The organism is Planctomycetota bacterium, assembly GCA_035384565.1.
Lineage (GTDB): Bacteria > Planctomycetota > PUPC01 > DSUN01 > DSUN01 > DAOOIT01.
Genome location: DAOOIT010000130.1, coordinates 1 through 7,276 on the forward strand (window position 1 = coordinate 1; position 7,276 = coordinate 7,276).

Genomic DNA, 7,276 nt, shown 5'->3' on the forward strand with positions numbered 1-7,276 from the left:
CGTAACAAGGTAGCCGTATCGGAAGGTGCGGCTGGATCACCTCCTTTCTAAGGATCATTAGAAGTCGCCTTCGGGCGGCATCTAAATCGGCGCAACCGAGCGCCACGGGCTACCACTTGGATATACGAAGTGCCGATGGGCGACCTTCCCGGTCGGGACCGGACCGACCCGAGGCGAGCGACAAGGTGGTCGCCGCTGGTGCCAGGGAAAGACGCCCATCGGCATTTCTTTTGGGCCTGTAGCTCACTTGGCCAGAGCGTGCCCCTGATAAGGGCAAGGTAGTAGGTTCGACTCCTACCAGGCCCACCAACGCAAGCGCCTCGGCAGAGGGTGCCCAGTCTGCCGAGGCGTCTGTCTGTACACGCTGACCCCGTCCTTGCGATTGGGCGGGGACTTGGCTACCATGCTCAACCTTGCGTCGGAAGTGTCCTGGGGCCTGGGGCGAGGGTTGGGAGAATCATGGCGGCGATTGGGGGGATTGCGCGAAGAGCGGCTGCGTGGCTCACAGGGCGTGGCACGCTGCCGGCGGCCCTGGTGCTGTTCGGGTCGCTTGTGGCTGGCGTGGTCGGGCGGCCGTGGGTGCTCATGCAGCCTGACGGCTCGTTCTACCTTGCTTTGGCGGATTCACTGAGGCAGGGGGGTGGGTACGCGATCGGAGGGATGCCGCACCGGGGCTATCCCCCAGGATTCCCCGCGATGCTTGCGGTGGCTCGGTCCGCGGCGACAGAGACCTTTGCGGCGGTCAACCTGCTCATTGCGGGGTGCGGGCTGGGCGCCATCGTTGCCTGCTACTGGCTGATCTCTCAGAACGCCGGGGGGTTGCGGCGGTTCGCCCTGTGCCTCCTGGTCGCGGCGTCGCCGGCGGTGCTCGTGTTCAACGGGCATCTGTTGAGCGAGATACCGTTTCTCCTCCTCATGACGCTCTTCCTCGCGGCAGCCGATGCCTACTGGCGGCGAGAGACGGCGCACTGGGGCCTGGGGCTCCTGGCGATGGTCGCGCTCGCGGCGGCCGCCCTCACGCGGCTCGTGGGAGTGTCGCTCTACGTCGCCGTTGCGGCGTGGCTTGCACGACCGAATCTGTGGCGGCTGCGCCGTCGCCAGTGCGCTATCTTTTCGATCCTCTTCGCCGCCATCGCTGTGCCCCCGCTCGCGGCTTGGGGACTGTGGATGCTGACGGCTGGCGCTGGGGCCTCGGGCACGTACAGCGACTACGTGAAGGTGCAGTTCCTGGCGAAGCAGTCGCCGCTCTCGCCCGAGGGCTTCCGGATGTTGGTCGAGATGGAGTTGGAGACGGTTCCGAAGCAGTTGCAGTTGTTTGGGGCAGCGGTAGCCGCTGGGCTCACGGGACGCTCGGCCAGTGCCTGGGCGCTGGTGCCGACGGCGTTGGTCCTGGCGGGCCTCGCGCGGCGGCTCCGCGCTGCCAGGCCGCAGGAGTATTGCTTCATTGCCTACTCGCTGGTGACGGTGGGCTGGCCGTGGACGCAGGGCTACCGGCTCTGGGTGCCTGCGGTGCCTCTGATGCTGTTGTATCTGACCGAAGGTGTTGAACTTGTGGCAATCGGTGTCGGCCGCCTCGCGCGATTGGGCGAGGCGAAGGCCGCTGTCCTCAGGCGAGGCGCTCTGGCGGCAGGCGGGCTGGTGCTATTCGGGGCATCGTTGTCTGCGGACTATCGGATCGTCAAGGGCTTCTGGAAGCCCCCCGCGGCGCCGATCAATGGCGTGGTCCTCGTCGGGATTCGGCGGGATGTGGCGCTGTTCCTCCTCGAGAACGCCGACCGGCCTCTGGGGGTTGCCTGCGCCAGCTCGCTCGAGGTGAACCCCGCCGTGAGGAACGCGCGGGGGAAGGCGATGGCCTTCCCCGGCCTGAGCAAGGACGACCTCGATGGCGGCCTTCGCGCGCTGTTCGGGCGCGAGATCACTCATCTGGCATTCTCTGTGAGGCCCGACCGCCTGGCTTGGGCGCCCCAGGAGACGGCCGCCCGCGAGTTCGTGGAGGCACACCCCGAGGCGTTCCGCCTCGCCAGGGAGACGAAGGCGGGCAGGATCTTCGAGTTGGTTGTGCAGGCGAAGCCGCTGTGAGAGGTTCCGCGCGCTCACTGGTAGCGATAGCGGAGCGAGAGCGCGGACTCGAGGAGAGAGGTCAGGGCGGCGAGTGCGGCAGGAATCCACATCATCGCGTCAGCCCAGGCCAGCCTGGCGAGGAGGAGCACGGGCAGGACGCGGAAGAGGGCGAAAGTGAGGCCAAGGTAGTATGACGGCAGTTCGCGAACGAGGGAGGACGCGCTGGGCCGCCTCCTCACCGCCCGAGCGTGGAGGGCGGCTCCGAGCGCGATGGCCGCCGCCGTGGCGAGAAGCGGGGTCGCTGTGAGCGGCAAGACGACACCGAGGAATGCAAGGACGGCTGCCAGCGCCAGCGACGCCAGGCGCGCTGCCCACGCGAGCGTCAGGCGGGCGCGGGGGAGGCCCGCTGCCACGGCATATGTGCGGGTGCCGGAGGCCGCGTCGCTCTCATGGTCTATCACTTGGTGGAAGTGCAGGTTGACCCAGCGGTCCAGGGACACCGCGATGACCAGCACCGTGAGTGCGGTGGGAGTGCCCCCGAGCCACGCCCAGGGCAGCACAGCATAGGCGGCCGCACAGGAGGCCGCATAGGCGCCGAGGCCCGCCCACCCCCGCTCCTTGAGGCGGAGGGGGGGCAGCGAGTAGACCAGCCCGAGGGCCACCGCGGCGATGTAGGCTGCGGAAGCGGCGATGGGTGCGCCGGCAGCCCATACGATTGCAGCGCCCGCGGCCAGGAGCACGACGACTACCCCGATGCCCGCAGGGGCGGATGTGCGAAGGACCCAGCGGGACTTGCCCGCCACCGTGTCCTCGGAGCGGTCGGCCAGGTCGTTGGCCAGGATGAGGCCCTGGGTGCGGCAGACGCTTGCGGCGAAGAGCAGAACACAGGCGAACCAGGGGGCTGCATGAGAGGGGGCGACGCCGGTTGAGAGGACGAACGCGATCGGGAGCCAGAGCGTGCCCGACTTGCTCAGGCCGCGCTTGCCCCAGACCGTCTGCCGCACGATGTCCCACCAGAGCGGGCTCGAGTCACAGGCTGGCATGGGCGAGCGCGCCTCGGCTCAACTGGGCGATGCGAAGGGGGCAGGAGGCATCGGTTCCATCCACGCGACCCGTCAGGGCGAAGGCCGCGGCCCTGCACCCGCCGCCGCAACGCGCCACGTGCGGGCAGTCCAGGCAGATCCCGTGGTCCTGCGGGCGGCGCATCAGATGGGCGAGGGGCGAGTCGCGGAAGACAGCCGCCAAGTTGTGCGTGCGCACGTTGCCCATGCTGGCCTGGGGCAGGTCCATGCAGATGCAGGGCGAGATGTTGCCGCACGCGCCAATGGCGAGGCGGCAACGGCCGGCTCCGCAGCCGGCATGCGAGACGCGAATGCGCTGGGAGAACTCCTGGAGGGTTGGGTGGAATGGCCCCCAGGGGATGTTGGTCTCGATGAGCCAACGACGCGGGAGGGCAAGGAAGTGCTCGAGGACGGGGCGGAGCTCTGCGATGACGTCGGCATTTTGGGGCCAGGCGCCGCCGGAGCGGCCGGTGTGGAGCGGGCAGTGAATGGTCACGGTGGACCAGCCCTCCTCGACGCCTTTGTCGAGCAGGTCGGGAATGCCGGGGAGGGTGCGGGGCGACAGGCGGGTGGACACCGTGGTGTGGAAGCCGAGGTCGCGGATGCACCGGAGAGTGTCAAGCGCCACGTCGAGCGTGCGAGCAGGGGCGCCGTGGATCGCGCTGTAGAGCGCGGGGTCGAGCGTGTCGAGGCTGACCTGGAACGACTTGGTGGTGGTCTCGGCTCGCAGGCGGCGGAGGAGGCGCTCATTCAGCAGGCCGCCGTGGGTGGCGATGCGGGCCGTGATGCCGAGTTCCGCCATCGCCGCCAGAATCTCGAACAGATCCTCGCGAAGGAAGGGCTCGCCGCCAGAGACCACGATGTCGGTGACCCCGGCCGCGTGGGCATCGCGGAGCATGGCCCGGGCCTCGTCGGTGGTCAGCTCGTCGGGGGCTCGCTCGCCGGCATTCGAGAAGCAGATGGGGCAGCGGAAGTTGCACGCGTAGGTCACGTTCCAGAAGAGCTGCCAGAGGGGCGAGGGCGCCATCCAATCCAGGTCGCCCGTATGTCCGGGCCGCAGCTTGAGTTTGACATCAATCATGTTCGGGCTCGCGCGGCCCACCGGGCGCACTTGTGCTTCGGATGCCATTATACTGGCGAAGCGTCCGCGGGCAAGGCCAATATGGAACAGGGTTTGCCCGCGCAGGCCGGTTCGCGTAGAATCGGGCACCCTGGAGAGAGGCGATGCGTGGCGAACGGCGCGAAATCGTGATCATCGGGGCGGGGCCCGCGGGCTCGGCCGCGGCGCGCGAGGCGGCGCGGGCCGGGCTCTGTCCGCTGCTGGTGGAGAAAGACGCTTGCCCCGGCGCGACCAACGCTTGCGGTGGGTTCGCGGCGGCGGTGTATCGCCGGCGGCTCGAGCTGCCCGATGAGGTGGTCGAGCGCGAGATTCGCCGGACGAGACTCTCGGTGGATGGCAGGCCGCTGGAGTATGGCGGCCGGCGTGCGCACTACCTCTCGTTCCGGCGCGCGCCGTTCGACTCGTACCTTGCCCGGCGTGCGGTGGAGGCCGGCGCCGAGCTGGTGACGGCGACGCGGGCGTCGGTGCTCGACGCGGCGTCGCGGAGAATCGGCCTTCGGGACCTTGGCACGGGTGCGGAGCGGGAGGTGGAGGCAGGCATCGTTCTGTTCGCCGATGGCCCCTCGACCCTGGCGGCCGACGCCTATGGGATCGGCCACCGGCCCGGCCCGCGGACCCGGCATGCGATCTTCGTCGAGCTCGAGGGCGACTGGGGCGACGGCGCGACGTGCGAGCTGGTTCTGAGCACGCGCTACACGAAGAGCTACTTCTGGCTCTTCCCGAAGCGCGGGTGTGTGTGGGTGGGGGTGGGCGGCTCGTTGACCGGCGGAGGGCCGCCGCTGCGCCCGCGGCTGGAGGAGTTCATCGAGGGGCGAGAGGACCTTCGGGGACGGCGCATCGTGCGCCAGGGGGGCGGGCTTGTGCCGTCGGACATGGCCCGTGAGTTCGTGGCCGAGGGGGCGATGGCGCTGGGCGACGCGGCGGGCCTGGTGAACCCGATGACGGGCGGAGGCATCGCCTTCGCCCTGGCGAGCGGGGAGATCGCGGGGCGGGTCGCCGCGAGAGCGATTCAGCAGGGCTGCGTGAGCGCCGAGCGGCTGCGCGAGTATCCTCGGCGGTTCAGGCGGACACCCCACTACTGGTGGTTCACGCTGATGGCGCATCTGCGGCGAAAGCTGGATGCCAGGCCTCCGGCCGAGCAGCCCATGGCCTACGCGCGCGCACTGCGGCGCTACCTGGCCTTCTTCCATCACGTGCATGCGCTGGTGGACTTCGCCCTGGACTTCCCGCGCCGATGAGGGGCGGCTGCGCGGGGCCGAGGCGGTTTCCCACGCCGCTACTGGCCGGAGGGGGGTGTTCCCGTGCGCGCCGGGAGCGTGGCGCCCAGCGTCGCGGGGGCGTTCACGACATAGGCGGGAACGAGGCGGGCCGGGCGGTACGCCAGCTTGGCTCGGGCGAGGTTGGGAAGCTCGGAGTCGGTCCCGACATTGAGGTGGGGGTAGGCGCGGGCCTCGCGGCAGAACTCGCGAAACGTCCAGGCCGCGAGGCCCGGGATGGCGAGGTCGGCGACCTCGATGAAATCGCAGAAGGTTTCCCCGTCGGCAAGAGGGAAGCCGAAGGTGTAGGCTGAGAGGACGGAATGGCTGGATGAGTGGATGAGGGGATGGGTGTCAGGCTGACCTGCCCTCGCATCCATCCATTCATCCATCCCTCCAGTCATCGCGTCCGCTGCCAGTTCGACCACGAAGCCCGAGACGCCGAGTTCCTCGGCCTCGCGCAGGGTGCGCAGGTGGAGCGAGGCGGCGGCTTCGAGCTGGTGGCGATAGAAGGGGTCGGGGTGTTGCTGTGCGCGCTCGGCCTGCCACCGGCGGAGCAGGGCCCCGCAGGCAGGGAAATCGCGGGCCTCGTAGGGCCGCCAGAGGGCCTTGTGGGCGCGCTCGAAGCGGCGGATGTCGTGGCGGCGGCCGTCGAAGTGGCGGCCGCGCAGCGACACGAGCGAGGCGGTCTCGCAGAGGTACTCCTGGGCGCGATGCCCCACTTGCCAGCCCTCGGCGGCGAAGAGGGGCAGCAAGGCCTCGTCCACCTCCTGAGCCCGTGCTCCGCCGCGCGGGCCGTTGATGGCGGCCATCACGTCGGCGGCCAGGCGGAGAGCCTTCGCCACGTCGCCCGTGCCCAGCGGGGGCGCCATGAGAAAACTTACGCCGTCGGACTCCGCGAAGACCAGCAGGCAGTCGGCCTCGACCCGCCAGTGGAGGTTGAAGAGGTCGGCCCACAGGTAGATCGCGGGGAAGGCGTGGCCGGTGAGACACGTGGGGCGGGCGCGGAAGTAGTCGGCGAGTTCGGCCCGGCAGGTGGCGACAAGGCGTGCGAGCCCCAGGTCGGAGCGGCAGACGCGGCGGGTGGCCTCGGGCAGCACGCGCAGCGGGCGAACGTGGTCGTGGAAGCGGCTCACGAGGCCCGGCGCGGCGGCAATCGCCTCGGCGAGCGGGCCGTCGAGAAGCGCCGCCGCCTCCTCGGTTGCCTGGAGCATCGCGGGGCTGCCCTGGAGGCTGCGGGCGAACGGGCAGACTTCGTCGAGGCCGAGCCACACCGCGCGGCCCGCCGCGTCGAACATCAGCACGAAGGGGTAGAGGCGGCAGTCGAGCGGGCGCTGTTCGTAGAGGGTGCACGCCTGCGACTCTGCCCGACGGAATGGGCAGCGCCAGCCAGTGCCGTCGGGCGGGGTGAGGGGACGGCCGCCGGGGCTGGCCCCGGGCTCGAGGAAGTGCCGCGTCGCCGTCTCGCCCAGCGCGGCCAGTTCGCTCGCCGAGAAGAACGGCACGAAGCTGGCCGTAGGCGAAGCGAAGCGGCAGCACACGTCGCACGCGAGGCATTGCGACGGCGTGAGGCCCGCCCGCTCGAGAATCTCGCCGATCCGCTCGCACGCCTGTGGCATGTGCGTCTCCGCTCAACGATTACCCGCTCCATTCTACGCGATGCCGCCGTGTCGCCGCAATGCCCGGGTCCCACCAGGGTGTGGCCGGAATTGTAGGCAGGGTTGTTCTCTCTGGAGCCTGAAGGGCTCGCATGGGATAGCCCAGGGCAACGCCCTGGG

5 protein-coding genes and 1 tRNA gene are annotated in these 7,276 nt (G+C 69.8%); 3 read left to right on the plus strand and 3 right to left on the minus strand.

The genetic code is table 11. The annotated features are described in order from the left end of the window. Window positions 1–232 precede the first annotated feature (232 nt). Window positions 233–309 (plus strand) — tRNA-Ile (locus PLE19_23500). 387 nt (window positions 310–696) lie between these two features. Further along, the gene (locus PLE19_23505) at window positions 697–2,079 is read left to right on the plus strand and encodes a hypothetical protein (GenBank protein HPD17915.1); all 1,383 of its coding nucleotides are present in this window, start codon (window positions 697–699) and stop codon (window positions 2,077–2,079) included. A gap of 14 nt (window positions 2,080–2,093) precedes the next feature. Here the strand turns inward: PLE19_23505 and PLE19_23510 are convergent, their stop codons facing one another. Both PLE19_23510 and PLE19_23515 read right to left on the minus strand, forming a co-directional pair. Further along, a complete protein-coding gene (locus PLE19_23510; protein HPD17916.1) occupies window positions 2,094–3,104 on the minus strand; it encodes a UbiA family prenyltransferase in 1,011 nt (336 codons plus the stop codon). Beyond that, entirely contained in the window at window positions 3,091–4,203 is a 1,113-nt protein-coding gene (locus PLE19_23515; protein ID HPD17917.1) for a radical SAM protein, read from the minus strand. The genes PLE19_23510 and PLE19_23515 overlap by 14 nt, the downstream gene beginning before the upstream one ends. 143 nt (window positions 4,204–4,346) lie before the next feature. On the opposite strand from PLE19_23515, the gene PLE19_23520 reads away from it, so the two are divergent. After that, the gene (locus tag PLE19_23520; protein HPD17918.1) at window positions 4,347–5,480 is read left to right on the plus strand and encodes an NAD(P)/FAD-dependent oxidoreductase; all 1,134 of its coding nucleotides are present in this window, start codon (window positions 4,347–4,349) and stop codon (window positions 5,478–5,480) included. Window positions 5,481–5,518: 38 nt separating this feature from the next. On the opposite strand, the gene PLE19_23525 is transcribed toward PLE19_23520, so the two are convergent. Further along, on the minus strand, window positions 5,519–7,117 hold the full coding sequence (locus tag PLE19_23525; protein HPD17919.1) for a phosphatidylglycerol lysyltransferase domain-containing protein: 1,599 nt from the start codon (window positions 7,115–7,117) through the stop codon (window positions 5,519–5,521). Between the last annotated feature and the right edge of the window lie 159 nt (window positions 7,118–7,276).

What these genes read in the sequence shown, in the direction of transcription:
- PLE19_23505 (HPD17915.1), top strand. Translation starts at nt 697, where the DNA reads ATGCTTGCGGTGGCTCGGTCCGCGGCGACAGAGACCTTTGCGGCGGTC.
- PLE19_23520 (HPD17918.1), top strand. Translation starts at nt 4,347, where the DNA reads ATGCGTGGCGAACGGCGCGAAATCGTGATCATCGGGGCGGGGCCCGCG.
- PLE19_23525 (HPD17919.1), bottom strand. Translation starts at nt 7,117, where the DNA reads ATGCCACAGGCGTGCGAGCGGATCGGCGAGATTCTCGAGCGGGCGGGC.
- PLE19_23515 (HPD17917.1), bottom strand. Translation starts at nt 4,203, where the DNA reads ATGATTGATGTCAAACTCAAGCTGCGGCCCGGACATACGGGCGACCTG.
- PLE19_23510 (HPD17916.1), bottom strand. Translation starts at nt 3,104, where the DNA reads ATGCCAGCCTGTGACTCGAGCCCGCTCTGGTGGGACATCGTGCGGCAG.